At 67.6% G+C, this 26,557-nt stretch carries 27 protein-coding genes and 1 pseudogene; 9 read left to right on the top strand and 19 right to left on the bottom strand.

Annotated features, from left to right (window positions below; genetic code table 11):
• Positions 1 to 160: 160 nt before the first annotated feature.
• Positions 161 to 442, top strand: coding sequence for a hypothetical protein (locus tag OOZ63_RS11870; RefSeq protein WP_266005684.1), 282 nt, complete (start codon positions 161 to 163; stop codon positions 440 to 442).
• Between the two features lie 41 nt (positions 443 to 483).
• On the opposite strand, the gene OOZ63_RS11865 is transcribed toward OOZ63_RS11870, so the two are convergent.
• From OOZ63_RS11865 to OOZ63_RS11855, 3 genes are all read right to left on the bottom strand, one after another.
• Positions 484 to 1,020 (bottom strand): hypothetical protein, encoded by a 537-nt coding sequence (locus OOZ63_RS11865; protein WP_266005683.1) that lies wholly within the window; start codon positions 1,018 to 1,020, stop codon positions 484 to 486.
• Between the two features lie 355 nt (positions 1,021 to 1,375).
• Positions 1,376 to 1,738: a type II toxin-antitoxin system RelE/ParE family toxin gene (locus tag OOZ63_RS11860; RefSeq protein ID WP_266005682.1), complete on the bottom strand. Its 363-nt coding sequence runs from the start codon at positions 1,736 to 1,738 to the stop codon at positions 1,376 to 1,378.
• Between the two features lie 23 nt (positions 1,739 to 1,761).
• On the bottom strand, positions 1,762 to 1,953 hold the full coding sequence (locus OOZ63_RS11855) for a hypothetical protein (protein WP_266005681.1): 192 nt from the start codon (positions 1,951 to 1,953) through the stop codon (positions 1,762 to 1,764).
• A gap of 211 nt (positions 1,954 to 2,164) precedes the next feature.
• Between OOZ63_RS11855 and OOZ63_RS11850 the strand changes: the two genes are divergently transcribed.
• Positions 2,165 to 3,439: an MFS transporter gene (locus OOZ63_RS11850; protein WP_266005680.1), complete on the top strand. Its 1,275-nt coding sequence runs from the start codon at positions 2,165 to 2,167 to the stop codon at positions 3,437 to 3,439.
• Positions 3,440 to 3,505: 66 nt separating this feature from the next.
• On the opposite strand, the gene OOZ63_RS11845 is transcribed toward OOZ63_RS11850, so the two are convergent.
• Together OOZ63_RS11845 and OOZ63_RS11840 are read right to left on the bottom strand one after the other, a co-directional pair.
• Positions 3,506 to 4,141, bottom strand: a complete 636-nt coding sequence (locus tag OOZ63_RS11845) for a 3'-5' exonuclease (protein WP_266005679.1) — start codon at positions 4,139 to 4,141, stop codon at positions 3,506 to 3,508.
• The gene (locus OOZ63_RS11840; protein ID WP_266005678.1) at positions 4,141 to 5,964 is read right to left on the bottom strand and encodes a DUF294 nucleotidyltransferase-like domain-containing protein; all 1,824 of its coding nucleotides are present in this window, start codon (positions 5,962 to 5,964) and stop codon (positions 4,141 to 4,143) included. Before OOZ63_RS11840 ends, OOZ63_RS11845 begins: the two co-directional genes overlap by 1 nt.
• A gap of 127 nt (positions 5,965 to 6,091) precedes the next feature.
• Here OOZ63_RS11840 and OOZ63_RS11835 point away from each other — a divergent pair, with 127 nt between their 5' ends.
• The 4 genes and pseudogenes from OOZ63_RS11835 to OOZ63_RS11820 all read left to right on the top strand — a co-directional run bounded on the left by OOZ63_RS11835 (position 6,092) and on the right by OOZ63_RS11820 (position 10,521).
• Complete coding sequence (locus OOZ63_RS11835) at positions 6,092 to 6,400, top strand: DUF485 domain-containing protein (RefSeq protein ID WP_266005677.1); 309 nt, start codon at positions 6,092 to 6,094, stop codon at positions 6,398 to 6,400.
• Entirely contained in the window at positions 6,397 to 8,109 is a 1,713-nt protein-coding gene (locus OOZ63_RS11830) for a cation acetate symporter (protein WP_266005676.1), read from the top strand. Before OOZ63_RS11835 ends, OOZ63_RS11830 begins: the two co-directional genes overlap by 4 nt.
• A 22-nt stretch (positions 8,110 to 8,131) precedes the next feature.
• Positions 8,132 to 10,107 (top strand): annotated as a pseudogene (gene acs / locus OOZ63_RS11825) (acetate--CoA ligase).
• Positions 10,108 to 10,146: 39 nt separating this feature from the next.
• Positions 10,147 to 10,521: a phasin family protein gene (locus OOZ63_RS11820; protein WP_266005675.1), complete on the top strand. Its 375-nt coding sequence runs from the start codon at positions 10,147 to 10,149 to the stop codon at positions 10,519 to 10,521.
• A 6-nt stretch (positions 10,522 to 10,527) separates the two neighbouring features.
• Here the strand turns inward: OOZ63_RS11820 and OOZ63_RS11815 are convergent, their stop codons facing one another.
• From OOZ63_RS11815 to OOZ63_RS11790, 7 genes are all read right to left on the bottom strand, one after another.
• On the bottom strand, positions 10,528 to 10,974 hold the full coding sequence (locus OOZ63_RS11815) for a hypothetical protein (RefSeq protein ID WP_266005674.1): 447 nt from the start codon (positions 10,972 to 10,974) through the stop codon (positions 10,528 to 10,530).
• Positions 10,975 to 11,016: 42 nt separating this feature from the next.
• Positions 11,017 to 11,346, bottom strand: coding sequence for a hypothetical protein (locus OOZ63_RS29080; protein WP_323055744.1), 330 nt, complete (start codon positions 11,344 to 11,346; stop codon positions 11,017 to 11,019).
• A 171-nt stretch (positions 11,347 to 11,517) separates the two neighbouring features.
• Positions 11,518 to 11,709 carry a hypothetical protein gene (locus tag OOZ63_RS29075; RefSeq protein WP_323055743.1) on the bottom strand — a complete coding sequence of 64 codons (192 nt, stop codon included), beginning with the start codon at positions 11,707 to 11,709 and terminating at the stop codon, positions 11,518 to 11,520.
• A 36-nt stretch (positions 11,710 to 11,745) separates the two neighbouring features.
• Positions 11,746 to 12,849 (bottom strand): rhodanese-like domain-containing protein, encoded by a 1,104-nt coding sequence (locus OOZ63_RS11805; protein ID WP_266005673.1) that lies wholly within the window; start codon positions 12,847 to 12,849, stop codon positions 11,746 to 11,748.
• A 36-nt stretch (positions 12,850 to 12,885) separates the two neighbouring features.
• Positions 12,886 to 14,052, bottom strand: coding sequence for a PepSY-associated TM helix domain-containing protein (locus tag OOZ63_RS11800; protein ID WP_266005672.1), 1,167 nt, complete (start codon positions 14,050 to 14,052; stop codon positions 12,886 to 12,888).
• A complete protein-coding gene (locus OOZ63_RS11795; protein ID WP_266005671.1) occupies positions 14,052 to 16,460 on the bottom strand; it encodes a TonB-dependent siderophore receptor in 2,409 nt (802 codons plus the stop codon). Before OOZ63_RS11795 ends, OOZ63_RS11800 begins: the two co-directional genes overlap by 1 nt.
• A 69-nt stretch (positions 16,461 to 16,529) precedes the next feature.
• Complete coding sequence (locus tag OOZ63_RS11790) at positions 16,530 to 17,831, bottom strand: sigma-70 family RNA polymerase sigma factor (RefSeq protein ID WP_266005670.1); 1,302 nt, start codon at positions 17,829 to 17,831, stop codon at positions 16,530 to 16,532.
• Between the two features lie 209 nt (positions 17,832 to 18,040).
• Here OOZ63_RS11790 and OOZ63_RS11785 point away from each other — a divergent pair, with 209 nt between their 5' ends.
• Positions 18,041 to 18,622, top strand: coding sequence for a DUF2242 domain-containing protein (locus OOZ63_RS11785; RefSeq protein WP_266005669.1), 582 nt, complete (start codon positions 18,041 to 18,043; stop codon positions 18,620 to 18,622).
• Here the strand turns inward: OOZ63_RS11785 and OOZ63_RS11780 are convergent.
• From OOZ63_RS11780 to OOZ63_RS11770, 3 genes are read right to left on the bottom strand one after another with little or no spacing between them, the layout of a single operon-like run.
• A complete protein-coding gene (locus OOZ63_RS11780) occupies positions 18,597 to 21,140 on the bottom strand; it encodes a cation-translocating P-type ATPase (protein WP_266005668.1) in 2,544 nt (847 codons plus the stop codon). The genes OOZ63_RS11785 and OOZ63_RS11780 overlap by 26 nt on opposite strands.
• A 23-nt stretch (positions 21,141 to 21,163) precedes the next feature.
• Positions 21,164 to 21,679, bottom strand: coding sequence for a c-type cytochrome (locus OOZ63_RS11775; protein WP_266005667.1), 516 nt, complete (start codon positions 21,677 to 21,679; stop codon positions 21,164 to 21,166).
• 36 nt (positions 21,680 to 21,715) lie between these two features.
• Positions 21,716 to 21,883: a hypothetical protein gene (locus tag OOZ63_RS11770; protein ID WP_266005666.1), complete on the bottom strand. Its 168-nt coding sequence runs from the start codon at positions 21,881 to 21,883 to the stop codon at positions 21,716 to 21,718.
• A gap of 148 nt (positions 21,884 to 22,031) precedes the next feature.
• Here OOZ63_RS11770 and OOZ63_RS11765 point away from each other — a divergent pair, with 148 nt between their 5' ends.
• Complete coding sequence (locus OOZ63_RS11765; RefSeq protein WP_266005665.1) at positions 22,032 to 22,292, top strand: DUF3297 family protein; 261 nt, start codon at positions 22,032 to 22,034, stop codon at positions 22,290 to 22,292.
• A gap of 15 nt (positions 22,293 to 22,307) precedes the next feature.
• On the opposite strand, the gene OOZ63_RS11760 is transcribed toward OOZ63_RS11765, so the two are convergent.
• Positions 22,308 to 23,663 carry an esterase-like activity of phytase family protein gene (locus OOZ63_RS11760; protein WP_266005664.1) on the bottom strand — a complete coding sequence of 452 codons (1,356 nt, stop codon included), beginning with the start codon at positions 23,661 to 23,663 and terminating at the stop codon, positions 22,308 to 22,310.
• 116 nt (positions 23,664 to 23,779) lie between these two features.
• Between OOZ63_RS11760 and OOZ63_RS11755 the strand changes: the two genes are divergently transcribed.
• On the top strand, positions 23,780 to 25,168 hold the full coding sequence (locus tag OOZ63_RS11755; protein ID WP_266005663.1) for a C13 family peptidase: 1,389 nt from the start codon (positions 23,780 to 23,782) through the stop codon (positions 25,166 to 25,168).
• Here the strand turns inward: OOZ63_RS11755 and OOZ63_RS11750 are convergent, their stop codons facing one another.
• From OOZ63_RS11750 to OOZ63_RS11740, 3 genes are read right to left on the bottom strand one after another with little or no spacing between them, the layout of a single operon-like run.
• Positions 25,169 to 25,654 carry a rod shape-determining protein gene (locus OOZ63_RS11750; protein WP_266005662.1) on the bottom strand — a complete coding sequence of 162 codons (486 nt, stop codon included), beginning with the start codon at positions 25,652 to 25,654 and terminating at the stop codon, positions 25,169 to 25,171.
• 8 nt (positions 25,655 to 25,662) lie between these two features.
• Entirely contained in the window at positions 25,663 to 26,187 is a 525-nt protein-coding gene (locus OOZ63_RS11745) for a GNAT family N-acetyltransferase (RefSeq protein WP_266005661.1), read from the bottom strand.
• Positions 26,188 to 26,227: 40 nt separating this feature from the next.
• Positions 26,228 to 26,533, bottom strand: coding sequence for an NIPSNAP family protein (locus OOZ63_RS11740; RefSeq protein WP_266005660.1), 306 nt, complete (start codon positions 26,531 to 26,533; stop codon positions 26,228 to 26,230).
• Positions 26,534 to 26,557 lie beyond the last annotated feature (24 nt).

Below are 26,557 nucleotides of genomic sequence, written 5' to 3'. Positions count from 1 at the left end.
GGTGCACCAGCTTGGGATGCACGGGCAAACCCGGGCGGCTCAGCAGACTTTCCGATTTCCTTACTTTCGGCATGCCAGGATTTCTGTATTCCAGGTTTTACGATCATCCGACAACACCTCGCCAGGCGCCCAGCCGGCGAATCCAGGGAGGCAAGCAGACATGACGGCCGCGAAGAAGACGGCCAAGCGAGCGAAAACCACTGAGCCGCGCAGCAGCCACGACCGCATCAGCGTCGAGCTGCCAAAGCGTCGCCTGACGGTGCTCACCGAAGTCTCCGGTTCCGGCAAGAGCTCGCTGCTGCCTGGTGCGATGCCGACCGGCGCCGGCGTGGTCTTCGTGGACCAGGGCGGGATATGTCAGTGGGTGAGGGGTGGCGCTGCACTCGTGTTGAGATCAGGGCTCGCTGGCATGACCGGGCTCAGGGCTTGGAGGCCGGTCTGACACTCATGCGGGGCTGAGGCTTCTTCAGCGCCGCCGCGAACTCACTGACATCTGTCCGGATCCGTCCCTGGCAAGGTGGCAGGCGGCTCAAGATCGCGAGCCTGCGCCGGCGACTTCTTCGCAAAATAGGGTAGCGCGCAGGAAGGGTGCAGGCCGCTCCGGTACAGCGATTGGCGGACCATGGCCCTGTGCTGGCCAAGGTAGTTCGCCATCTGCGCCCAATGTTGCTCAGTGATCGGGCCCGCCTCGCCAGGCCAGTTGCTCTCGATCGCGTCGGCTGGTTCGGTGCGGTGGCTGGCCGCTCCAGTGCCGTCCCGCTCGCCCGTAGCCGGATCGATCAACAGCGCCACCAAACCCATGCGCAGCTGCGCTTTGGCAATCAGAGACCCGCCCAGCAAGCCGCGCTTTCCAACCCAGGTGGGCCCGTAGGTGAACGCATCATCGGCAAAGGGGTTGTGCCCGGGACCGTCCGCGCGAACGAGCACTGCATCGCACTGGCAATCCCGATAGACGTTCTTCAGTTCGGGCGCCAGTTTCCCGTAGCGCCCCGTGCCCCGATCCCACAGCCCGTTGACCACGGCGCGCGCCGTGTCAGGGCGAATGGACAGACGCTTGAGCTCGTAGCGCTGCTCCAGGTCCAGTTCGCTGCTGACTGTGGCGCAAAGGCTGTCCGCCAGTTGGGTGTCGTCCTTGGCTGTGGTGAGCGATGTGGCGCTCTGGGCATCAGCCCGCCTGTCGTGGTGACCTGAGCCTGGTAGCCACTCGCCACGACAATGCCCAGGGTCTTGACCCTCTGGGTGAGCTTGGTGTCGTAAGCGCGTTCGGTGCGCTGTGCCGAAGCCAATGTGCAGGCAAGAGTGAGAAGCACTCCAAAATGAGCTTCAGGGGCATGTTGTGTGAATTTATGTCGTAGGGCCGTACAGGCGCGGCCGGTCAATGTGATCGCGGCGCAGGATAAGCCCGAATTCGCAGCGACTCGCACCATCCTCTGGGGGATTGCTGGCTACGCCCCAAACCCGCCTCCCGCTCATGCTTGACCGCCAGCACGAACACCGTATCGAGTTCGGCGACATCGCGGTACGGGGCCACGTAGCCGCTTGTCGAGCGCCCGATCACCAGTGCGCGCTTGTCGCCGCGGACAGGACGACCGATCAGCGGGCTGCTGCTCAGCAGCTGCAGGGCCTGCAGAATCTCCTTGATGCGAGCTGGCGAATTGCCGGGATCGAAGCCCGCGACGTGGTCGAAGATGAGATCAAAGTCACGCAGCACCGCCGGCGCGAGTTCGATGCGGGTCATCAGGCGGATCGTGACCTGGAGCGTCAGCGACCCAGCTTGCGTGCGGTGGGCTTGCGCGCCGGCTGGCCGCGGGCCTTGGCCGTCAGATAGGCGCGCGCTTCGTCCCAAGCCACCGTCTTGCCGGTCGCCAGTACCTCGTCCCAACGCCGGTCGGCGATTTGGTGGAACCGGTCGTCCTGCTCGGCCTGTTCGACGGTCTGGGCGATGGCGTCCACGATGAAGGCATGCGAGGTCTTGCCCGCCCGCTCGGCGGCGGCGGCAACCCTCGCCTACTGCCCGTCTTCGATGCGGATGGTGGTGGTGGACACAGGCGCCAATCCTAGATTCCGGTCGATGTAGCACCAAGGTGCTACATCGGTTCGCCACCATGCCCAAGCATGCCCGAGCGCTGGACGACACCTTTCGAGTAAATTCAGCGAGATGCTGATGAGCACCGCCCCGGCCGACCCCTCCCTCATCGACTCGCACCAGGCCGCATGGCGCCTGCTGGTCACACTGGGCCTGGTGGTGCTGGGCAATAGCAGCATGTATGTGGTGGCTGTCGTACTGCCCACGGTGCAGGCCGAATTCGGCATCGGCCGGGCCGAGGCCGCCATGCCCTACACGCTGATGATGGTCTGCCTGGGACTGGGGGGCATCTGGACCGGCCGACTCGCCGACCGCCACGGCCTGATGCCGGTGTTGTGGGTCGGCGCGCTGGCGGTTTGCGGCGGCTTTGTCTGGGCCGGCTTGTCGGGCAGCATCTGGGCCTTCGGCCTGGCGCATGGTCTGCTGGGCTTCATCGGCAGTTCATCCACCTTCGCGCCGCTTCTGGCCGACACCGCCCTGTGGTGGAACCGGCGGCGCGGCATTGCCGTTGCCATCTGCGCCAGTGGCAACTACATCGCCGGCGCGATCTGGCCACCCATCGTGCAACACGGCATCGAGACCATAGGCTGGCGCCACACCTATATGCTGCTCGGCCTGGTGTGCGGGCTGGGTGTGTTCGCGCTGTCGCTGCGCATGCGGCAGCGCCCGCCCCTGGTCAATGCTGCACCGGCGGGTGCCGGCGGGCCGGTTTTCGACCGCAGTCGTCCATTCGGCCTGCGTCCTTTTCAAGCGCAGTTCCTGCTTTGCGTGGCCGGGGTGGCCTGCTGCGTGGCGATGGCCATGCCCCAGGTCCACATCGTGGCCTATTGCTCCGACCTGGGTTTTGGCGCCGCCCGCGGCGCCCAGATGCTCTCGCTGATGCTGGCCTGTGGCATCGTCAGCCGCCTGGTGTTCGGCCTTATCTGTGACCGAATCGGCGGCATCCGGACGCTGTTGCTGGGCTCGGCCCTTCAGGGCGTGGCGCTGCTGCTGTTCCTGCCCTTCGACGGCCTGGTCCCCCTCTATCTGATCTCGGCCCTGTTCGGTCTGTTCCAGGGCGGCATCGTGCCGACCTACGCCATCATTGTGCGCGAGCACTTCGCCCCGCAGGACGCGGGCTCCAGGGTTGGCACGGTCATCATGGCCACCCTGCTTGGCATGGCTCTGGGTGGCTGGATGTCGGGCTGGGTGTTCGACTTGACGGGCAGCTACGACGCCGCCTTCGTCAACGGCATCGGATGGAACCTCCTGAATCTCACCATCGTCGCCTGGCTGTTCTCGCGGGTGCGCGCAATAGAAGGACAGCCCCAAGGGTTGGGGCAGCTCGGGGACGGGCTGCGCGAAGTTCGATGAGCCCGCCCGGCGCCGCCTGGTCTTGAAGGTACCGCCCCCGGGCCGTGAAGGCCGCGGCACGATGGCTCAGCAAGTCGCCAGAAGACCGCGCAGCTTCACGAACGCGAGTCCCGCCATCACGGCGTCGTTGAGCGCGTCGTGGGCGTCGCGCAGCGGCAAATCCAGGTCCTTCATCAGGGTGGCCAAGCGCAGGTCAATGTCGCCGCCACGCTGAGCGGGCGGCAACTGGCGGTTCTTGAAGTCGTAGTACATCGAAGAGACCTCGATCTTGCGTTGCGGCAGGCGCACGCCCAGCATCGGCCAGATCTCGCGATTGAGCATCTCCACATCGAACTCGAGGAAGTAACCCACCAGGGGCCGACTACCGATGAAGTCCAGCAAACGGCGCATCGCCTGCTCGGGAGCCAGCCCTTTGGCGACATCGCTTTCGCGAAGCCGGTGCACGCGCACGTTGTCGCCCGTCATGCCCCGGCCGGGCCGCACCAGCAACTCCAGCCGCTCGCTCGTCAGCAAGCGATTGCCGACAATGCGCAGCGCGGCGATAGACACGATCTTGTCCCGGCGCGGGTCCAGGCCGGTGGTCTCGCAGTCCAGCGCCACCCACTCACCGGCCGGTGCGGGATCAAACATGAAGGCGAAGTGCGCATCGACCAGGTGGTAGAGCATCCAGCGACGTCGCAGCGAAACTAGCCAGCCCAGCATCACGAAGCCTCGTCGAGGTGGAACTGATGCCGCACCAGCGCCTTAAAGCGCTTGACCACGGCGAGCGCATCCTTGAGCAGGTCGCGCTCCAGGCTGCCGAGCCGGTCGGTTCGCACCGCGCCGCTTGCTGGGCGAAGCGGGTCGAGTTCGTTGAGCCCGGCCTTGAGCCTGAGGCTCATCAGCAGGTGCAGGCTGTCGACCAGGTCGCTCGCCAGCTCGGCTGGCAGCCGCCCCAGCGTCACCAAGGCATCCAGCCGGGCGGCCGTGCCGGTGGCCCGCACATGGTCGCGCAGCGCAAGGCTGCGCGTGCCATGCACGATGGCGAAGATGCCGGCCTTCTTCAGATCGAGCAGATGGGACCCCTGCTCCCCGATCTGCAGCAGCCGGTGCCACCAGGCGGCGCCGGGATCCGGGAAGGCATCGATCGCCGCGGCAAAGCGGCCGAGCAAGGCGTCGTCGGCCGCCACCAGCTTGTCAAGCTCCGCACGCACGCCGGCCAGCAGCGAGGCATCGCCGGCGACCGCGTGAGCGTCGACAAAGATCGCCAGTGCCATCAGGCCCTCAGCCTCGGGTCGGACCAGCCAGTGGCGCAGCTGGCGGGTGAATTCGCTGGCACTGCGGCACCAGGCCGGCTTGCTGAGCATGATGCCGCCGGGGCAGTCCGGGTAGCCGAAGTCGCGCAAGGCGGCCGAGAAGCGCTGACAGGCCTGCTCCACCTCGGCCGCGCCGACCGCCACATCGTCGCGCAGGATCAGGCCGTTGTCCTGGTCGGTCTTCAGAAGTTGCTCACCACGCCCCTCACTGCCCATCACGAACAGGCAGCTGCCCGCCACCAGCTCGGCCGGGGCGACCAGCTGCCAGGCACGCTCGAACAGCTTGGCGTTGAGCGCCTGCACCAGCGCCGCGATCTGGCCGACGCGGGTGCCGCCGCGATGCAGCAGGGCGACGAAGCGGGAGATCTTCTCGGCCTGCAGCCGCAGCGCGGCCAGGTCCTGGGCCCGAACGATCTGCACCGTGATCAGGTACGAGTGGTTGGACAGAAAGCTCAGCACGTCGAGCTGTTCGAGAAGTCCGACGATGCGCTCGCCCGCGACCACGACGAGCCGGTGCACCTGGTGCTGGATCATCAGCGCGAGCGCGTCGAACAGCGGCGCTCCGGACGCGATCGTCACCAGCTCGAACGTGGCCAGATCGCGCACTGCCAGCGTGTTCAGCGGGCGGCCATCGAGGATGGCGCGCTGCAGGCCGGTGTTGGTGAAGATGCCGAGCCGCTCGCCATCGCGCACCAGCACGCTGCTGCTGCGCTGAGCCTGCAGCGTCGCGGCCACGGCGACGATGTCGGTCGCGCCGTCAACGGTGTGGGCTGGCCGCAGAAAACCTTCGTCGACCCGCGACATCGTCAGCGCATGCAGCTCGCGCTGGCTGTGGCGTTGGGCCAGCGCGCCGAGCTTCTCGCTCAGATCCGAGAACAGCAGGGCGCCGAACGAGGCATTGCTCGCGATCAAGGCATTGACGGCGCGCCTGGCCAGCGCGTAGGCCACCACCTCCTCGGCCGCGACAAAGCGGTCGGCGGCGCGGCCGGCCACCAGGGAGCGGCCGTCGAAGCAGTCGTCGGGTCCGAAGCTGGCGACCAGCTCGTTCGCATCGAACTGGGCCACCTGGCCCTTGATGATGATGAATAGATGTGTGGGCTCGATGTCGGGGCCCAGCAGGATCTCGTCCTGGCGGAAGTAGGCAATGTCGACGCTGTCCCGCACAACGCGCCGCTCGCTCGCGTCTAGGCAGTCGAAGGGCGAGTTCGAGAAATCGAATGCCTTGGGCATGGCAAATCCTGATCCGGGCCTATACCCAGTAGAGCGCCGTTCAAGGGCAGTGACTGTTCGCTGGCGAACAGACGGCCCCCAGTCCTTGCAGCAGGCTTGTACGCATCAAGGACCCAGGTGGACCGCCATGCAAGATGACCTGACGGCGCGTGTCGCGCGCGATCCGAACTACCAAAAGCTGAAGTCTGCGCGTTCGCGTTTCGGCTGGTGGCTCACGGGGGCCATGATGGTCGTCTATTACGGCTTCATCCTGCTGGTGGCCTTCAAAAAGCCCTTTCTCGCGACCCGGCTGGGCGAGGGCGTCACGACCCTGGGCATGCCGATCGGCCTGGGCATCATCATTTTTACGGTGGCCATTACCGCGCTTTATGTGCGTCGTGCCAATAGCGAGTTCGACGCGCTCACCGAGCAGATCACACAGGGAGCATTGAAGTGAACGCGCCGCGCCTGTTGGCTGCGCTGAGCTTGTCTGCCGCCGCCGGCGCGGCACTGGCGGCCGGCGCCGACCTCGGGCAGGCCGACAAGCAGCCGACCAACTGGACCGCGATCGGCATGTTCGCGGCCTTTGTCGTCGGCACGCTCTTCATCACTAAATGGGCGGCCGCCAAGACCAAGTCGGCGGCCGACTTCTACACCGCCGGCGGAGGTATCACCGGCTTCCAGAATGGCCTGGCGATCGCCGGTGACTATATGTCGGCGGCCTCCTTCCTCGGCATCTCGGCGGCGGTGATGGTTGGCGGATTCGACGGGCTGATCTACTCGATCGGCTTTCTGGTCGGCTGGCCTGTCGTGACCTTCTTGCTGGCCGAGCGGCTGCGCAATCTCGGCAAGTTCACCTTCGCCGATGTGGCCGCGTTCCGCTTCTCACAGACGCCGGTGCGCGTGTTCGCGGCATCCGGCACGCTGGTGGTGGTGGCCTTCTACCTGATCGCGCAGATGGTCGGCGCGGGGCAGCTGATCAAGCTGCTGTTCGGCCTGGAGTACTGGATCGCCGTGGTGATCGTCGGGGCGCTGATGATGGTCTATGTGCTGTTCGGCGGTATGACCGCCACCACCTGGGTGCAGATCATCAAGGCCTGCCTGCTGCTGGCAGGCGCCAGCTTCATGGCCTTCATGGTGCTCTACAACTTCGGCTTCAGCACCGAGGCGATGTTCGCCAAGTCGGTCGAGATCAAGACGGCGCTCGCGTCCGCCGCCGGCAAATCGCCAGACGAGGCGGCCGCACAGGGCTTGTCCATCATGGGCCCAGGCGGCTTCATCAAGGACCCGGTCTCCGCCATCAGCTTTGGCATGGCCCTGATGTTTGGCACCGCCGGCCTGCCCCACATCCTGATGCGCTTCTTCACGGTTCCCAACGCGAAGGAGGCGCGCAAGTCGGTGCTGTGGGCGACCACCTGGATCGGCTACTTCTACATCCTCACCTTCATCATCGGCTTTGGTGCAATCACCTTCGTGCTGACCGACCCGCAGTTCCTCGATGCCAAGGGCGGCCTGCTTGGCGGCGGCAACATGGCGGCCATCCACCTGGCCAACGCGGTGGGCGGCAATGTGTTCCTCGGTTTCATCTCGGCGGTGGCCTTCGCGACCATCCTGGCGGTGGTGGCGGGGCTGACGCTGTCGGGTGCCTCGGCCGTGTCGCACGACCTCTACGCCACCGTGCTCAAACAGGGCAAGGCCGACAGCGTGTCGGAGCTGCGCGTCTCCAAGCTGACGACGATTGCTCTGGGCATCGTTGCGGTGGCCCTGGGCATCGCGTTCGAGAAGCAGAACATCGCCTTCATGGTCAGCCTGGCCTTCGCGATCGCCGCCTCGGCAAATTTCCCGGTGCTGCTGATGTCGGTGCTGTGGAAGGACTGCACGACCCGCGGCGCGGTGATCGGCGGTTTTCTCGGCCTAGCGTCCTCGGTGCTGCTGACGCTGGTATCGCCGGCCGTGTGGGAGGTGACACTGGGCAATCCCAAGGGCTCGGCGCTGTTCCCCTATGCCTCGCCGGCGCTGTTCTCGATGACGATAGGCTTTGTCGGCATCTGGCTGTTCTCCATCCTCGATCGCAGCCCGCGCGCTGCGCAGGATCGGGCCGGCTTCAAGGCTCAGCAGGTTCGCTCCGAAACTGGCATCGGCGCCTCGGGCGCCTCCGGGCATTGATGATGGAAATAGGAAAAGCCCCATGAGCGAGACAGGTACGGCCGATGTCCTGGATCTCTGCGCGCCACCGCTGGCTCTGGCATCAGGCGCCCATGTGGCCGGCCGCGCCAGCTACGACATGCTGGTGGCACAAGCCGATACCGACTACGAAGGGTACTGGGGCAGGCTCGCCCGCCAGTTCGTCCAGTGGAAGGCTCTTTTCACGACCGCACTGAACAGTGAGGGGGCGCCGCACTGCAAGTGGTTCGAGGACGGTACGCTGAACGAGTCCTATATCTGCCTTGACGTCCGGGTTGCGGCCGGACGCGGTGACAAGGTGGCCATCATCTTCGAGGCCGACGACGTCACTGTCACACACAGCAGCTACGCCGAGCTGCTGCGGCACACCTGCCATATGGCCAACGCGCTGCGCTCGCTGGGCGCGCACAAGAGCGACCGGGTCGTCATCTATTTGGCGATTTCGGTCGAGGGTGTCGTCGCCATGCAGGCCTGCGCGCGCCTGGGCGCGGTCCACACCGCTGTGTTCGGCGGCTTCTCGGCCCACTCGCTGCGAGACCGCATCGCCGACACCGGCGCGGTGGCGGTGATCACGGCCAACGAGCAACTGCGCGGCGGCAAGGCGCTGCCGCTGAAGGCCATCGTCGACGAGGCCCTGGCGTTAGACGGCTGCGAGGCGGTACGCGATGTGATCGTCTACCGGCGCACCGGCGGCGCCATCCCGTGGCGGGCCCGCGACCACTGGATGTACGAGCTCACCGCCGTTCAGTCCGATGTCTGCGAGCCCGAATGGGTGAGCGCCGAGCACCCGCTCTTCCTGCTCTACACCTCAGGCTCGACCGGCAAACCCAAGAGCGTCCAGCATTGCTGCGGCGGCTACTTGGTACAGGCGGCGGTGACGACGACGTGGACCTTCGCCCGGCATAACGCCGATGTCTTCTGGTGCACCTCCGACATCGGCTGGGTCACCGGCCACAGCTGTATTGCCTACGGACCTCTCGCCGTCGGCGCGACCCAGCTGGTGTTCGAAGGTGTGCCGACCTACCAAGATGCCGGTCGCTTTTGGAAGATGAACCAGGACCACCGGGTCTCGGTCTTCTACACCGCGCCCACCGCGATCCGCGCGCTGATCAAGCTCGCCAAATGCAATGCCCCCGTGCATCCCGACCGCTTCGACCTCGGCGGCCTACGCGTCCTCGGCTCGGTGGGCGAGCCGATCACCCCGGCCGCTTGGGCTTGGTACCACCAGCACATCGGTGGCGGGCGCTGCCCCATCGTCGATGCCTGGTGGCAGACCGAGACCGGCGGCCACATGATCACGCCACTGCCTGGTGCGACCTCGCTGGTGCCAGACTCCTGCACGCGGCCCATCCCCGGCATCATGGCCGCCATCGTCGATGAGACCGGCGCGGACCTGCCCAATGGCCAGAGCGGGCTGCTTGAGATCAAGAAGCCCTGGCCGGCGATGATTGGCACGATCTGGGGGTCGACGCTCGCTACCGATCCAGCTATTTCCCGGGCGAGCCGCGAGGCTACTACCTTGCGGGCGACGGAGCCACTCGCGATCCGCAAGCCGGCTACTTCAGCATTGGCGGCCGCATCGACGATGTGCTCAATGTCAGCGGCCATCGCATGGGAACAATGGAGATCGAGTCGGCGCTGGTGTCCTGCACCCATCTGGTGGCCGAAGCAGCGGTCGTTGGGCGGCCCGACGACACCACTGGCGAGTCCATCTGCGCTTTCGTCGTGCTCAAAGGGCCGCGGCCGACGGGGCCGCAGGCCGTCAGAATTGCCACCGAGCTGCGTAACTGGGTCGGCAAGAAGATCGGTCCGATCGCCAAGCCCAAGGAAATCCGCTTCGGCCACAACCTGCCGAAGACCCGCAGCGGCAAAATCATGCGCCGCCTGCTGCGCTCGCTCGCCAAGGGCGAGTCCATCACGCCAGACATCTCGACACTGGAAAACCCGGCAATCCTCGACCAGCTGTGCCAGCACCGCTGACCCGAATCACCGACCCGTTCGACAACCAGGAGACAGATCATGACCCATCAAGCCAACCCCTTCGGCGATGTGAAACAGATGATGGAGAAGTTCAAGATGCCCGGCATCGACATGTCCGCCATCGTCGAGGCGCGTCGCCAGGACATCGAGGCGCTGACCGAGGCCAACAAGGCCGTCTTCGAGGCCATGCAGGCTTTGGCGGCCAAGCAGGCTGCGATGATGGCCGAGGCGATGCAGGGCATGCTCGGCGGCAGCGGCATCTCCGATCCGGTCAAGCAGACCGCGCTGATGCGCGAGACCTTCGAGACCGCACTGGCCGATATGAAAGGCCTTGCCGACACCTTCAGGCAGGCCCAGGCGGAGGCGATGGCTCAGATCGGCCAGCGCGCGGCTCGGCCGGGAGCGAAGACCTGAGTCGACTCATCCATCGGCGACCTCATACCCCGCACCCCGAACCGCCTTGACCCAGCGACGAATGCTCGCGCGACGCCGGCGATGCTGCGCGTCGTCCAGCGGCATGTCGACCACATCGAGGCAGTAGCCCACACGGTCGTTGGTGGCCGAGTTTTGGACCCGGTGCACGCTTTGTCCAGACCGCAGGCAAGACGACGGCCCCGGGTCCGACACCTTGGGCGCATTAGCCATAGGTCTCGTGGAACTGCGAGCCTTCGCCGAGTGCGCCTTCGATCTTGTCCGCCAGCTCGGGGCATGCAGCGCATAGATGTCCGCTTCGGCCGACATCGTGAAGCCGGCTTCAAGATTCGGCACCTGACCGAGCATCGACTGGCTGCCGACGATGATGAACGCGTACGGATCGGTCACCTCGCGGCTGTCCCGGACCAGGTGCTCGATTTCTTGGCGGGTCATGCCTGGGCTACTCCACGGCTGAGTTCCCGGCCTCACCCAGCATCACACTTTTTTAGGCGCCTTCAACTGGTCCAGAACGCGCTGGCGCAGCGGCTCCGGCAGTACCGTGACCAGCCGCGAGGCCTGGTCCATCGCCTGCGCGCGCCGGGTCCAGCTCAGCACCCGGCACCACTTGCCCTGGCTCAGGATGTCACGCCATTCGATCCACGTGGCGCTGGAGCGTGTGTTGCCGGCACCGGGCCAGCGCTCCAGCGTGGCCTGGGCCCGTTGCAGCAGACTCGGATCGGAGCGGACCAGGCGTACCGCCTCTTCGTGCATGGCCAGACTTTGTAGATCCTGGGCCTGATGGCGGGACTCATCGGCAGAGACCACTCTCCTCTACGACCGGCCGCGCGCGATGCGACCGGGCCGCAGCAGAGCCCGGCGGTCCCGCTTGCAGAGCATCGCCGGCCAGCAAGGCCAGGTCGCCGCTGATGCCCAGCACCGACATGACGCGCAGATGCGTCCCGATGGACGGCCCCGAATCACTAGCCTCGACAGCGCTCAGGGTGGTGCGCGAGATGCCCACGCGCCGGCCATTTCCACCGTCCCCAGACCCAGCGCCTTGCGCAGGCGCTTGAGCCAGTGGCCAAGTTGGAGCAGCAATTGTCGCTCCAGGACGGCGGCACTGTCGATGCCAACCATTTGTTCAATATCTTTGGCACTCGCGGCTTTTTTGCTTGTCTTTCTGGGCAAATCTCGCCGCTTCCATGGGTGCGGGAACGGGTCCGCTCAATCCTGCGCCCCGGCCTCCACTCCCATGCCCTCGGCGCGCCAGCGCAACATGCCGCCGGCCAGATTTGCGACCCGGGTGAAGCCGGACTTCTGCAGCAACACGGTAGCCTGGGCCGAGCGGGCGCCGGAACGGCAGATGGTGACGACAGGCTTGTCCTTGGCGATCTCGGCCCCGGCGCGGGCGGCGAGTTCGGCCAGCGGCAGCAGGCGCGCGCCGGGGATGTGGCCCAGCGCGCTGTCACTGAACTCGGCAGGCTCGCGCACATCGACCAGTTGGATGACCTGGCCGGTGGCCGCCAGGCATTCGTTCAGCGCAGCCGGCTGGATTTCCCAGATGCCGCCAAAGCTGCAGCTCAGTGGCGCCCATGTCGGCTCCTGCTGCGCCGCCGCGCTGTCCGGCTCCGGTCGGCCGCAGCGCAGATTGGCGGGCACGGCGATGTCCATCAGCTTGGGGTGCGGCAGGCCCAGGTTGTTCATATAGCCGGCAAAGTCGGCCTCGTTGACATCGCCGCCCAGGCGCGGGTTGTAGCGCCGCTCCTCGGCCACGCTGGTAACCGTCAGGCCCCGGTAGTCATGCGCCGGGTAGAGCAGGCAGGCCTGCGGCAGCGAGAGGATCTGCTGCTGCACCGAGCGGTAGAGCTGGGCCGGGCTGCCCTGCTGGAAGTCGGTGCGGCCGCAGCCGCGTATCAAGAGGCTGTCTCCGGTGAAGGCCATGCTGTGGTCGTCCAGCACATAGCTCAGGCAGCCATCGGTATGGCCGGGCGTGGCGCGAACTTCCAGATAGTGCGCGCCGAAATGCACCCGCTCGCCGTGGCGCAACAGCCGGTCGGCATTCGTAGCCCCAGCCGCCGCCGACAGCATGATCTGGCTGCCGCTGCCAGCCTTGATCAGCCAGGCGCCGGTGACATGATCGGCATGCACATGGGTGTCCAGCGTCGCAATGGCACGCAGGCCCAGTTCGCGCAGCAGTGCGGTGTCACGCCGCGCCTGCTCGAACACCGGATCGATCAGCAGGGCCTCGCCCGAGTCCGCATCGCCGAGCAGATAGGTGTAAGTGGACGATTGGGGATCGAAGAGCTGGCGAAAGACAAGGGCGGACATCGGAGTTCTCCGGAAATCGGGCAGGCCCCGATTCTTTCACCCATCGATCCGAGCGGCACGCCGCCGCGCGCCCCTCTTGCGCCACCACAACCACACCCCGCTTGCGCTGAGCCCGGCCACCGCCAGTCCCATCAGCAGCACCAGGACCTGATAGGGCCAGCCCCACAAGCTGCCCAGATGCAGATTGACAAGCCAGGTCGAGACCGTATCGCCGGCCGCCGCGCCGCGCGGCAGGTAGAGGCCCACCAAGCGGCCGTCGTGCGCGTCGATGAAGAGCCGGGTCGCGCCACGGCGCTGGTTCAGATCGCGCTCGGTCTGCAGGCGCAGCTGGTAAACCGGGGCCTCGGGGCGCCGGCTCAGCTCGACCTCCTGCAAGATGGTGAAGCCCCGGGCCTGCGCCGCCTCGGCAGCGCGGGCTCGAGCGATGGGCAAGGCCTGAGCCCAGTCCAGCACCGGCAGGCCCCGGCTGCGTGCCGGCTCGGGCTGATGCTCGAACAGGGTCCGCATCACCGGGCTGTAGACCGGGTCCAGGTTGAAGCCCACCGAGGACCAGGCCAGCACTAAGAGCAGGGCCCAGGGCCACAGCCCGCCGGCGCGATGGGCGTCGAACAGGCGCTTGTGCCAGCCGGCGCCGCGCCAGCGCAGGGTCCAGGCCGGGCCCCAGCGCGCCAGCCGGCGCGCGCCACGCGGCGGCAGGGTCAACCAGGCGCCGACGAAGCAGTCCAGCGTCCAGAGCAGCGCGACGATGCCCAGCGCCAGCTTGCCCCAGTCGCCCAGCGCCAGCGAGTCGTGCAAGCGGTAGACAAAAGGCATCAAGCCGGCGCGCCAGCCCTGGTCGAAATGACCCCAGTGGCGCGCGCCAAGGATGCGGCCGCTCCAGGGGTCGACGAAGACCTCGTCGACCTCAAGATGGGCCACACCCGGCCTGGGCATCAGCCAGAAGCGCTGCGCCTGGCCCGGTTTCACCTGCAGCGGCAGCCAGGGCAGCTCGGCCTGCGGGTAGGCGCGCAGCAGCTGATCGCGCACCCGCAGCGGGTCCAGCGGCGCGGCCTGACTGATGGGCACCCGCATCCACTGCGGGTTCAGCGCCGCATCGATCTCATGGTTGAAGGCCAGCAGCGCGCCGGTCAGCCCGGCCAGCAGCAGAAAGGCCGCCGTGACCAGGCCCAGCCAGCGATGGGCCAAGACCAGCCAGGGTCGCATCAAAAGCTGTACGTGAGGTTCATCCGCACATCACGCCCATAGCCGATCACGCAGAAGTCCTTGCCGCCGGGCATCAGATTGCACTGGGTGCGGTACTGCTTGTCTGCCAGGTTGCTGATGTTGAACGCGGCGCGCCAGTTGACACCCCACTGGTAGGCCAGCATCGCGTCGGCCAGCGTGTAGCCGTCGTTGCGCAGCTGGCTGCCGTCGGCTTGGCGCACATCGCCGGGGGCGCCCGAGATGTGGCGCAAACCCAGGCCCAGGCTCCAGTCGCCCATCGCGTACTTGCCCCATAGCGCGGCGCTGTGGCGCGGCGTCGCTGGCGGCTGAGCGCCCTGCTCGCCCGGCAGCAGGCTTTTCAGCACCTTGGCATCAAGCCAGGTGTACTGGGCCTGCAGCAACAGGGCCCGGCTGACTTCGCCATTGAGCTCCAGCTCCAGGCCACGGCTGCGCACCTCGCCGGTCTGGATCTCCAGGCGCGGGTTGTTCTTGTCGGGCGTGCGCACATGGCGCTTGCGCAGCTCGAAGACGGCCGCACTGGCGCGCCAGCTTGCATCCGCCGGCTCGTAGCGCAGGCCGGCCTCCCATTGGCGCCCGGTCTCGGGCTGGAACTCCTGACCCAGCGCGTCCTTGGCCGTGGTCGTGCTCATCACCGGCTGGAAGCTGTTCGAGAAGCTGACATAAGGCGCCCAGCCGCTAGGCGACAGATGGACCAGGCCCAGACGGCCGGTGAATGCGGTGTCGTCGCGCTGGTGTTCAGTGCGCTTGAAGGGGTCGGCGGCGGCCAGGCGGGCGTCGTAGCTGGTGTCGGTTTCGGCCCGGTCCCAGCGCCCGCCGATGCTGGCCACCCAGTGCTGGCCGAACCTGATCTGGTTCTGCGCATACAGGCCGATCTGGCTGACCCGCGCGACGATGCGGTCGGCCAGGTAGTTGTCATGCCAGGCGATGGGCGCGTAGACCGGCGCCACCAGGTCCAGCGGGGCCACGCCCTGGTTCAGCGAGTGGATGCGCAGGTCCAGGGTCGAGCGGTAGTAGTCCAAGCCCAGCGCCAGCTTGTGGCCGACGCCGCCGGTCATGAACTCGGCCTCCAGCCGGGTGTCGGCGTTGAAGGAGTGCTCCTTGTCGGGGCGAAACATGCCGAGGCGGCGGATGCTGCGCCCATCGGCCTGCAGGCCCCGGTTGCGCATATCGCGACGTTCGTTCTCTGCGTCCATCAGCCGCACGTTCTGCAACAGCTTGAGCTGCGGGCCGAACTGGTGTTCCAGCGCATAGCCCAGCGAGTTGCTGGTCTTGTTCTGGCGGCCATCGGGGCCGCCGACATTGATGTTCCGACGCGCCGGGCCGGCCGGGGTATCGCGGTAATACGGGATGGCATAGCCGGTGCTGCCGCTCTGGTGCTGGGCCATCACGGTGATGCTGGTGCTGGCGCCGGTCCAGCTCAGCGCCGGGGCCAGGTACAGGCGCTCGTCGGGCAGGCCGGGCCACTGGGTGTCGGCGTCGCGCCTGAGCGCGGTGAAGCGCCACAGCAGGCCCTGCTCCGGTGCGCCCAGCACGCCACCCAGATCCAGAGTGAGCTCGCGCCGCGCATGGCTGCCAAGCTCCACCCCCAGCTCCTGGCGCAGCTTCGCCTGCGGGCGCTTAGTGACGGCATTGACGACACCGCCCGGCGCCGCCTGGCCATAGGTCACAGAGGCCGGACCGCGCAGCAGCTCCAAGCGCTCCAGGCCATAGGGCTCGAGATTGGACATGAAGCCGTTATGGATGAAGCGCAGGCCGTCGCGGTAGGTGCCGGCGCCGGTCAGCCAGAAGCCGCGCAGCGCCATATCGTCATCGGTGATTGTGTAGTCGGCCGGGCGCACGCCGGGGGCGTAGCGCACCGCCTCGGCCAACGAGCTGACCGCCTGATCGCGCAGCAGCTCGGCACCGAGCACGCTGATGCCTTGCGGGGTTTCGTTCAGCGCCAGGGCCAGCTTGCCGGCGCTGCCGCTGCTGCTGGCCAGATAGCCGCGCACCGGGGTCGTGGGTTCGGTGGCCGCACGGGCCCGCACCAGAGGCAGGGCCTGGGCACTGGCCCCCGGCGCACCGGCCGGGGCCAGCAGCAAGGTGCGCCCCTCGATGCGGCCCTGCAGTCCGCTGCCGGCCAGCAGCAGGGCCACGGCCTGCTCGGGCGCATAGCGGCCACGCAGCGCCGGGGCCTGGCGACCGGCCAGCAGCGCCGGCTCGGCCAGTAGCTGCAGCTGGGCGTTGCGCGCCAGGGCCTGCAGGCTGGTGGCCAGGGGTTGGGCCGGCAGGGCCAGTTGCAGCGCACTGGTCGGCTCCGCGCCCTGTTGCGCCAGCGCCGGCACGGCCATCAAGGGGTAGGCCAGGACCGCAGCGGCGGCGACAAGTTTGAGGCGGTGTTGTTTCATGCAAGGGGCTCCGGATTCAAGGGCATCCCTCTCTGAAACGAAGCAGGCGCGGCGATCCCTCAAGTTTTTTTACTCACCCCGCATACTCAATCGCCAGGCCGTCCCCTGCTGCTGCAAGACCAGCTCGTGGCTGGCAGGCAGCAGGCGCAGCCATTCCGGCACATGGGCCAGGTGCACGCGGGCGCTGACCCGCTGGCGCCCTGCAGCGGGCGTCCAGACCAGCGGGCGGGACAGGTAGCGAGCCAGCTGGGGCAGCACCTCGGCCAGCGGCGCGGCATCGAACACCAACCAGCCGCTGCGCCAGGGCGCTACCGCATCGCGTGCCACCGCCTCCAGCTCAGCCTCGGCCAGGCCAGACTCCGCATCCCACCGAAGGCCCTGGCCGCCAACCAGCTCGCGCCGCCGGCCATGGGCATCGCTGACCCTGACCCGGCCGTGCTCGACCGCCACCGACAGACGCCGGCCGTCGTAGTCCACGGCGAAGGCCGTGCCAAGCACCCGCACGCTGCAGGCGCCGGCTTGCACCACAAAAGGCCGCTGCGCATCGGGCTGCACGGCGAAGAAAGCTGCGCCACGCAGCAAGTGGGCCTGGCGCAGGCTCTTGTGCCAGCGCCACTGCAGCTCGCTGTCGGCGTCCAGATGCAGGCTGCTGCCATCGGGCAGGCGCTGCTCCAGCAGCTGCCCGCGCCGGCTGACCAGTCGCCGCTGCGCCAGCACCGGGCCGGCCGCCGAGAGCAGCTCGCCGTCGCCGAGCTCGCGTCGCCGCCACACCAGGGAGCCGACCAGGGCGCAGCCACCGACGCCCAGCAAGGCCGACAAGGCCTGGCGGCGCCGGCGCGGCGCCGGACGCTCGCCACGCCAGCGCAGCAGGGCCTGATGGACCGCGTCCATGGCCTGGCCGACATCGCGCTCCACTGTCTTGACCGAGACGCCGTGGCGCCGCGCCAGCGTCTCATGGTCGAGGCCGTCGAGCCGGTGCGCCAGAAAGGTCTCGCGCACCCGCTCGGGCAGGCCGCCCAGCGCACCCTCGATGCCCTGCACCGCCTGGCGCAGCGCCAGCGCGCGCTCCTGGTCGGGCGTGCCGCCGGGGCTCAGGTCTTGCAGCAGCGCCGCATCTAGCCCGGCCTCGAAGCGCTGGCCGCCGCGCGCCTGGCGGCGCAGATGGTCGAAGGCCAGGTTTTGCGCCACCGTGTAGAGGTAGGCCCGGCGCTGCTCGGGCGCGCCGCCCAGCCGGTCAGGCCCGGCCTCTGCCACCCGCAGCCATGCCTCATGGGCCAGCTCGCGGGCGGTCTCGCCACAGCCCAGCTTGCGGGTCAGAAAGCGCAACAGGCCTTGATAGCTCTGCTCGAAACCCATCATCAGGGCGCTCATCGAGCGCTCCGGCGGATGAGATCGGGCCGAAGGCGGAGAAGGAACATGCCAACAGTTCACAATTGAGAATGCTTCGCATTCTATGTCTTATGCGCAGGCGGGCGCTGACCGAACGCCTGGCGGCGGCAAGCCCGGCTTTACACAGCCGACAAGATGCCCCCGGGATAATGCAAGTCAGCCCAACTTCCCGCCGCACCCGAAACGCAGCCATGTCCAAGACACCGTCCCGCCGGCCGATGCTGCCGCTGATCCCCCTGCTGCTGGCCGCCTGCGCGCTGAGTGCCTGTGCTGACCTGGGCAGCAAGAGCGGCGGCGGCGGCAAGCGCGCGGTCTATCAGAACGAGCGCTTCCAGTCCGACGAGACCTTCTCGCGCCTGTTCGATGCCGATGTCGACACCACTTGCGAGGCCGCCCGCCGTGCACTGCTGAGCCAGGGCTACGTGATCAGCAATGCGCAATCCGGCCTGATCAACGGCGCCAAGCGCTTCCAGCCCGAGGGCGAGGTGCATGTGGAGATCGGGTTCACGGTGGTCTGCGTGCCCGACGGCAAGGCCGGCACCCAGCTGTCCACCGCCTATGTCTCGGCCCAGCAGGACCGCTACACGCTGAAGAAAAGCCCCAACTCCACCAGCATCGGCGTCAGCGCGATCGGCTCGATCTCGGTGCCGCTGTCCTCGACCCAGGACTCACTGGTGAAGGTGGCCTCGGAGACGATACCGGCCGGCGAGTTCTACGACCGCTTCTTCGCGCTGATGCAGCGCCTGGTCAAGGAGCAGGCAGCGGACCGCTGACGAGCGGCTCTGCCGCGCCACGACCCAACAGCTGCTTGGCCAGCTGGAAGGCCGCAATCATCGCCAGACCGGCGGCCACCGAGGCCCCCCAGAGGGCGGGCGGCAGCGCGGCAAAGCCGAAAGCCTGGCTCAACGGCGGCAGCGTCGTAATCAGGGTCAGCGCCAGCAGGGTGCCGCTCAGCACCCAGATGCCGGCGGGGGTCAGACCTTGCCACATGTGGCGCCAGCCGCTGCGGGCCGAGCGGCTGGGCAGGATCAGCGCGGCATTGGCCGTCACCAGCGCGATGAAGGCCACCGTGTTGGCCGAGCCCTGCGCCAGATCCAGGCCCAGCACCCAGACATATAGGCCCACGCTCAGCGCCGTCACCAGGCCGCCCTGCAGCAGGCTCAGCAGCACATGGCGGCGCGCGAGCAGGGCATCTCCACTGCGGCGCGGCGGCTGGGTCATCAGATCGGCCGCGCCTGCCTCGGCTTCGAACACCAGCGAGCAGGTCGGGGCGATCACCAGCTCCAGGAAAGCGATGTGCAGCGGCGCCAGCAGCAGGGGCAGCCCGAACAGCGCCGGCAGCAGCGCTAGGCCGACGATGGGCACATGGACGGCCAGCGTGTAGACCATGGCCTGGCGCAGATTGGCGAAGGTGCGGCGGCCGTCGGCAATGGCGCTGACGATGGAGGTGAAGTCGTCCTGCAGCAGCACCAGGGACGCGGCCTCGCGGGCCACATCGGTGCCGCGCTGGCCCATCGCGATGCCGATATGGGCGGCCTTCAGCGCCGGCGCGTCATTGACGCCGTCGCCGGTCATCGCCACCACCTCGCCCTGCGCTTTCAGTGCTTCGACCAGGGCCAACTTCTGCTGCGGCTTGACGCGGGCAAAGACGCTGACCTCGCGCAGTGCGGCTGCCAACGCGCCCGCGTCAAGGCTCTGCACCTCGTCACCACTCAGCACCCGGGCGCTGGCGATTCCGGCCTGTTCAGCGATGGCCCGCGCGGTGCGCGGATGGTCGCCGGTGACCATCACGACGCGGATGCCCGCCCGCTGGCATTGCATCACCGCCGCCGGAACCTCGGGCCGCAAGGGATCGGCCAAGCCGACCAGGCCCAACCACTCGAAATCGAAGTCGTGCTGCAGCGCCGGCCACTCTGCGTCGCGCGCATGCCGACCGCGCGCCACGGCCAGCACCCGCAAGCCGCGGTCGGCGAGGCGCGCCGCCTGGGCCGCCAGTTGCTCCCGCCGGGCTTCGCTCAGATGGCACAGCGCCATGACCGCCTCGGGCGCCCCCTTGCTGGCCACCACATCGTGCGGGACCGCCGGGGCCGCGCTGCGCCAGAGATGGCTCATCGCCAGCAGCTCGGGCGAGAGCTCGTACTCGCGCGCCAGCGTCCATTGCGGATGCAGAAAGTGTTCGGTATGAGCCAGCTGCTGGCCAGCCAGCTGGTGGAAGGCCTGCTCCATCGGGTCGTGCGGCGCGATCTCGCTGGCCAGCACCGCATACTCCAGCAGCGCGTGAAAGGGCTCGGGCAGCGCACCGGCCGGCAGCGCGGTGACGTCCAGCTCGGCATCGCCGGCCACCAGCGTGGCCACGGCCATGCGGTTGTGCGTCAGCGTCCCGGTCTTGTCCACGCACAGCACCGTGGTCTGACCCAAGGTCTCGATGGCGTTGAGGCGGCGCGTCAGCACTTGCCGCACCGCCAACCGGCGCGCCGCCAGCGCCAGGAACACGATCATGATGACCGGCAGCTCCTGGGGCAGAACCCCCATCGCCAAGGTAATGCCGGCCAGCAAGGCCTGCAGCGCATCGCCACGCAGCGCCCACAGCAGGCCCACCAGCAGCAGGCACAGGGCCATGCCGATCCAGAGCAGGCGACGCGTCAGCCGGCTCATCTCGTCGCGCAGCGGCGAGCCCTGCAGGCCGATCTGCTGCAGCGACTGACCGATGCGGCCCAGCTCGGTCTGCCGGCCCACGGCCGTCACCCGCACCAGACCCTGGCCGCCGACCACCAGGGTGCCAGCGAACACCGCATCGCCTTCAGAGCGCTTGGCCACAGGCTCCGATTCGCCGCTGAGCATCGACTCGTCGGTGGCCAGCTCATGGGTTTCCAGCAGCAGCCCATCGGCCGGCACACGGTCGCCCTCGGCCAGCATCAGCACATCCTCGCGCACCACCTCGCGGCCCGCAATGCGCAGCGCCACACCGTCGCGCAGCACGCGCGCGCGCGGGCTGGACAGGTCGCGCAGCGCCGTCAGGGCCTGGTCGCTGCGGCGCTCTTGCAGCACCGTCAGGCCCATGATGATGATCACGAAGCCCAGCAGTATCAGCGCCTCCTGCGCGTCGCCCATCGCCAGATAGATCGCGCCGGCACCCAGCAGCAGCAGGAACATCGGCTCGGTCACCACGTCCCAGGCCATATCGCGCAGCCCGCGGCGCTGGCTCACGCCCAGCTCGTTGGGGCCTTCGTCGAGCAGGCGACGCGCGGCGGTGGCGGCATCAAGGCCGCTAGCGGCTTGTGCTTCACTCATGGCGCAGCCTCATCGCAGCGCCATTAGGGCGCCGGCCGCCCCGGCCCCTGCGTGCCGGCGGCGCGCGCCGACAGATAAGCATAGAGGTCGGCGATATGTACGTTGACGCTGGGCTCACCCTGCCAGGCCGGCATCGTCAGCGCGCCCTGCTGGCGCTGCAAGATGGCCTCCAGCGCGGCCTCGCGGGCCGCGCCGGCATCCGCGGCCGGCAGCGCCGGGAGGTTCCAGTCATAGCGCGTCAGCACCAGGCTAACGAAGCGGTTCGGCCCGATCTCGCGCACACGCTGCAGGAGATCGGGTGCGCCCTTGCCGCCGGTGGCGGCGTTGCCGTGGCAGGCGGCGCATTTGTCCTGGAAGATGCGCCAGCCGGTGTAGACCGAGCCCGAAGGCCCGGCTAGTTGGGCCCGCTCGCGCGCCACCATCTCGGTGTTCTGCAGCTCGACGGCGCAGCCGGCCACCAGCAGAGCCAGGGTCAGGGTCAGCAACCTCGTCGACTTGGCCATGATGCGCATCTCCACTTCAGGCTGGGATGCGGCCATTGTGTGTGGCGGGCCAGGCCCTGGGCTTGTTCTACATCAAGCCGGATGCGCGGCCCGGTAGGCGGCACGCGCCGCCTGGTGCGCGACCACGCGCGCGTCGGCGCCGGGAATGCCGCGAAGCTGGTCGCGCAGCGCGCGCTTGACCTTGTCACGCAGGATGTGCAGACGGGCGCGATGCTTGTGGGCGGCGATGGCATTGGACATGGGATACCCCTAGGACTGTGTCAGAGGACCACTGTGCACCCGAAGAGAGTCGGGGTCTGTGCGTTGCCACACATCGGCGCTGCGACGCGAGGCTGCGGCGAACAGCGAAAATAGCGCTTTTCTGAACCCCTCAAGCAATCAAAACACCATGAGCGAAGAACAAAACCAGCCCTCCGCAGCGGCGGCCATGCCCGACCGCCTCTCCATCGACCCGCGCAGCCCCTTCCACGACGCCGCCGTGTTCGAGCGCGACGTCGGCATCCGCCTGAACGGCAAGGAACGCTTCGACGTCTCCGAGTACTGCATCAGCGAAGGCTGGATCAAGGTGCCCGTGGGCCGCAAGGTCGACCGCAAGGGCCAACCGCTGCTGATCAAACTCACGGGCACGGTTGAAGCCTTCTACAAGTAAGGCCGGGCCAGGCGCTCAGCGCGCCGACAGCAGCCCCGGCACATGCAGCAGGATGAACTCGTTGTCATCGTTGCGCCCGAGCCGGCGGCCCGAGGAGTAGGGCAGGTTGTTGTCGTTGGCGACAACAATGTGCTCGGCATCAACCACATCGACATCCTCGATCGTCACAAAGGGGAAGCTGAAGCGGCCGTCCTTGCCGCCGACCCGGGCCAGGCCCTTGGGGTCCTGGATGTCCAGCAGATCGACATAGCCGATTTTTCGCACGAAGCCATCGGCATCGGCGTCCTTCAGGCTGATCTTGTAGACGCGCTTGAAGCGGGCCGGCACATTCTGGCAGTCGGGCCGGGGCGCGGCCTCACAGGCGGTGTCGGCCAGGCCTTCGCCGTTGTCGCGCTCGATGATCAAGCCGGTGTCGGCGTCGATCATATTGAAGTCGCCGATATTGTTGCCATTGGCCTCCAGCGCGTACTTCCATGAGCGGCCGGTCCACTCGCCCTTGGCGACATTGAACTCCAGCACGCGCAGATACTCGCGGCCGTCCTTGTGCTCCCACTGCTTGGAGGACTCGTTCCACAGCGGGCCCTCCAGCAGCGGGTAGAGGAACTGGCCGTCCTTGGACGCGGCCATGCCCTCGTAGCCGCGCGAGCGCCGCACCGGGGTCGTGAAGGCGCCGGGCGTGGCCGGCGTCGTGACGGCGAAATGGTCGGGCGAACGCACCGGCTTGCCGTCCACCAGGGTCTCATACACCGCCAGCACCCGGCCCTTGCGGTCCGTCTTCAGCAGATAGGGGCCCAGCTCGTCGCCAAACCAGACGTGCTCGCCGATGAACTGCATCGACTCGATGTCGAGGTCCGTACCGGTCAAGTAGCGCTGCGGCGTTGCCTCGTTGACGATCAGGAACGGCAGCTTTTTGTCGGGGTCATGCAGGAACACGGTCTGCTGGCGCTGCACGGCACCGCTTTTCCAGTCGAGCTTGAGCTGGTGAAACATCAGCATCGCGTCGGCCGAGTTGGCCTTGCTGCCATAGCCATTATCGGACAGCACCCAGTAACTGCCATCCGCCATCGCCTTGATACCCGAGAAGCCCTGCACCGGCTGGCCGCGGAAGGGCAGACTGATGCCGGTGGGCTTGGGCACGCCCTTGGCTGACAGATAGGAGCTGCCAGCAATCACCTCAAGCCTGTCCTCGCGGCGGCCGTCGGCGGCGGTGTACTTGCCCGAGGTCCGCAGGCTGGCGGGCGCGTTCTTGGGTGCGCTGACGAAGCTCAGCGCCGGCAGCACACTGTGGCCGGCCAGGGTGGCGGGGTAGGCTTGCTGGGCCTGGGCCGAAAACGCGCTGAGCAGGGCAAGCAGGAGCGGAATTGTGCGCATGGTGGCGATGTCTTGTGAGCGAAGAAGCGCGCGATGCTAGGCCGCACAGATGAAAAGCCTGTGACCGGGCCCGTCTCCGTCGATCCCGCTACAGTTCGCGCCACAAGGAGCCCGTAATGAGCGAGGGAGATGAGCGGCAAACAGAGGCGGCAGCGCCCGGCTCGCTGAGCCTGTGGTGGCGGCAGGGGCTACGCAGCGCGTTGTTCCGGCGCCCAGACTGGCGAGGACTGCGGGCGACACCGGCCCGCACAGCCCTGCTACTGCTGAGTCTGGTCGCGGTCCAGCTGCTGGCGGAGCGGCTGTACATCGCCAGCCCGGCCAGCCTCTACTGGCCCGCGCTGTGGGACGGCTGGATCGGCACCCTGGTGCTGGCCTGGGCCTGCTGGTGGCTAATGCCGCGTAACGGCAGCGCTGCGCTGTTCAGTCTGCTGATCGCCCTGGCCCTGCCCATCACCCTCATCACGAGCCTGGTGCTGGTGCCGGCCGTGCGCCTGGGCTGGCACCAGCAGCTCGGCCCCTGGGGCTGGTGGGGGTTGTGGGGCGCCTCGACGCTGTGGCTGGTCGGTGCGCAGTGGCTGCTGCTGTGGCGCAGCGACACAACGGCGTGGCGGCGCTGGCCGGCAGGCCTGCTCGTCGCCGCTGCGGCGGCCCTGCCGCTGTGGGTTCAGCCCTCGGCGCACTGGTATTCCGACGTCGCCGAGGATGAGCGCCCCGCAAGGCTGCGCCTGACCCAGGAACTGCTAGAGCTGCAACCTGCCCTGCTGAACCGCCGGCTGCAAACGCTGCAGCCTGGCCGCAGCGGCAAGGTAGAGCTGTACTCGCTCACCTTCGCCCCCTATGCGCCGGAGGACGTGTTCCGCAACGAGAGTGCGCTGGTCGATGGGCTGATGCAAAGCCGCTTCGGCGCCCAGGGCCGCAGCCTGCAGCTGGTCAACCACGCCGGCACGGCGCACGAGCACCCCTGGGCCACGGCGCTGAACCTGCAGCGCGCGATCCGGCAGGTGGCCGCGCTGATGAATCGCGACGAAGACATCCTGTTCATCCACCTGACCTCACATGGCGCGCAGGACGGCAAGCTGGCGGCCTCGCTCGATCCGCTGGCGCTCGACGAAGTGACGCCGCAGCTGCTCAAGGCCTGGCTGGACGAGGCCGGCATCCGTTGGCGCGTGCTTTCGGTCTCGGCCTGCTACTCGGGCAGCTGGATCGCGCCGCTGGCCGGGCCGGGCAGCCTGGTGATGAGCGCGGCCGATGCGCAGCACACGTCCTACGGCTGCGGCAAGGGCTCGGAGCTGACCTTTTTCGGCCGTGCCATGTATGCCGAGCAACTGCGCCAGCACACGCTCTCCTTTGAGGCCGCCCATGCGGCAGCACGGCCCATCATCGATTCGCGCGAGCGAGAAGGCGGCAAGACTGACGGCTACTCGAACCCGCAAATCAGCGTCGGTGAAGGGGCACGCCGGCAGCTGGCTTTGCTGGTGGAACAGTTGAGCCAGCGCGGGGACTGATTACGCCCATTCACCCTCGCCGCCAGGAAGGCGTCGGGTCAGAATTTCTTCATCGGTGAGTACGCGGCCCATCCACACAATGACATCGGCGGCGCCAGCGCCCAAGGCCAGTTCCCGGAACGCCCGGCGTTCGATCTGAGTAAATCCACCGGCGGGCTGGCCCAGCGGATGGAGCACGATGCGCGGCGCGATACTCAACCAGGCCTTGCGGCGGATGCGGTGCACGTAGTACCGGAGCAACTGCTCGGCGAGCGTGAAATCGGACACCAGGCTGCGGGGGTGGGCAAACGGATTGAGCAGCTGCGCCGCCTGCGCGGCGCAGGCCAGGCGTGCCTGCGGCCCGACCGCCAGAATCGTCGGCTTCGGTGCTGAGGTGATCGCCATCTCAGGCACCTCGGTGATCACCTCGCCGGTCTTCAGGTTCTTCAGCGTGATGCGCTCGGGCGAGATCTGGATGTACAGGACGGGCTTGAGGGTAAAGCACATGGGCGGGCTCAACGGGGTTCGGCATGCGCCTCGAAATGCAGCAGGTCGAACCAGGCTTGGCCGAGCTGGAAGCAGCGCCGGGCATGACCGAACTGCACAAAGCCATTGGCCGTCAGGACCTGGATCGACGCCGGATTCTCGATGCGCGATGTCGCCTCCAGTCGCCACAGCGCCAGCTCGGCAAAGGCCTGCTGCATGGCCAGGCGCACAGCGGCCTTGGCCAGGCCCCGGCCCTGATGGTGCTCGCCGACCCGGTAGCCCAGCCAGGCGCTGTGAAAATGTGCGCGCCGCACCTGGCTCAGATTGACCCGGGCGGCCAGCACGCCGTCCTCACGCAGCAAGAACTGGTAGCCCCGGTCCTGCTCGGCATCGCGACACGCCGCATCGATGGCCCGGGCCACACCGTCGAGCGAGTAGTAGTCCTCGGGCCGGGCATTGATCCAGGTCTCGAAGAAGGCACGGTTGCGCTGCTCGAAATCGTGCAGATCGTCAAGATCGCCGAGGGCGAGGGGGGTGAGCGTGAGATTGGGCATTCGAACCACGGCTACAGCGAATATCGCTTCGGACGACGAATCACTCGAACACCGGGCGGAAGAACGTGCGCTCATAGCTGAGAAAGCAGCGCGTTAGCTCGGCGTACTGGAACGCAGCCTGGCACTCGGGGTCGTCGAACGACTGGATCCGGTACTGCTCGTAGGCCGCCAGCGACGGGAAGGAAAACGAGGCCAGCCCGATATTGCTGGCCCCTTCCGAGGGCAGCAGATAGCCGTGGTGGATGCCGCCGAACCTGCGCACCAGCGGAATCCATAGCTTGCCGTAATGCTCGAACTCCTTGAGCTTGGCCGGGTCGAGAACATAGCGGAGATGGCAGGTGATCATATGAAGGGCTCCTTGCTTGGTCCC

The sequence above is a fragment of the Paucibacter sp. PLA-PC-4 genome (assembly GCF_026241155.1).
Lineage (GTDB): Bacteria > Pseudomonadota > Gammaproteobacteria > Burkholderiales > Burkholderiaceae_C > Roseateles_E.
The sequence above is the reverse complement of the archived record's forward strand: the minus strand, read 5'-3'. Positions and strand labels throughout refer to the sequence as shown.